This window comes from Paraburkholderia bryophila (assembly GCF_003269035.1).
Taxonomy (GTDB): domain Bacteria; phylum Pseudomonadota; class Gammaproteobacteria; order Burkholderiales; family Burkholderiaceae; genus Paraburkholderia; species Paraburkholderia bryophila.
In genome coordinates, this window is sequence record NZ_QLTK01000091.1 from 1 (window position 1) to 1,061 (window position 1,061).

Here is a 1,061-nt window from a genome sequence, read left to right on the forward strand (position 1 = left end):
GAGTTAGGGCGAGGTTACTCGGGCACCGCCAGACGAAAGGGGCGGCAACAGACAAACCGAACCTACTGCCACCGCGCCACATCTCGACTCTACCGGGCATCGCCCATCGGGAATTGGCGCAGACTGACTCTCCCCTCATCTGAAAGGAGTTTGTCATGGAAGCGATCATCAGCACGAGCGTGCCTCATGTCCCGTGGAACAAGGGCAAGCTGACCGGGCAAAAGTCACCGCTGAAGCTCAAGGAAATTTTGGGCCATTCGAATCCGTCTTCAGCTGGGCGGCAAAACCCGTGATCTGGCGATGTTCAATCTGGCAATAGACAGCAAGCTGCGAGCGTGCGACCTGACGAAGCTGCGGGTGCGCGATGTCTGCATGGGAACTCGTGTAGCGCCCCGCGCGACTGTCATGCAACAGAAGACACAGCGGCCGGTGCAATTCGAGATCACCGAGCAAACGCGGGAAAGCGTGGAAAACTGGATCAGGGTAGCTGGGCTGTCTCCCTCAGACTTTCTGTTCCCCGGCCGGATTCAAGCGTCACCTCATCTTTCAACTCGTCAGTACGCGAGGATCGTGCATCGTTGGATAAAATCGATCGGGCTCGATGACACGGCCTACGGCACGCATACGATGCGCCGAACGAAAGCATCGCTAATTTACCGCCGCACAAAGAATCTTCGGGCGGTACAGCTCCTGCTCGGCCATACGAAGCTGGAAAGTACGGTCCGGTATCTCGGCATTGAGGTCGACGACGCGCTCGAGATGGCTGAACAAACCGAAGTGTGAGCATCCCGACCGGGCGGCAATCGGACGCTGTCCGGTCAACAAGAGGCATTGACAGCACGCAAGCCGACGGCCGCTTGCGGGCTGGAAGCTGACACACGTTCATGCCGCAAATCGCTATCGGCCAGCTGCTTGATGCTTGCCTCCATCGCCACCCATCCCGTTGCGCCGCGAGATTACCTAGTGGTTTTGCGCGACTTTGACGACGTCACGTCGTGCGCGATCTCGGAGAGTCGCTTGTCACCAAGCAATTGAAACAACGTATTTTCCGCTGAACCCAA

1 pseudogene is annotated in these 1,061 nt (G+C 57.9%); it reads left to right on the top strand.

Going from position 1 to position 1,061, the window contains the following annotated elements:
• The first annotated feature begins 155 nt into the window (after positions 1 to 155).
• A pseudogene (locus BX591_RS35940) lies at positions 156 to 783 on the top strand (tyrosine-type recombinase/integrase).
• Positions 784 to 1,061 lie beyond the last annotated feature (278 nt).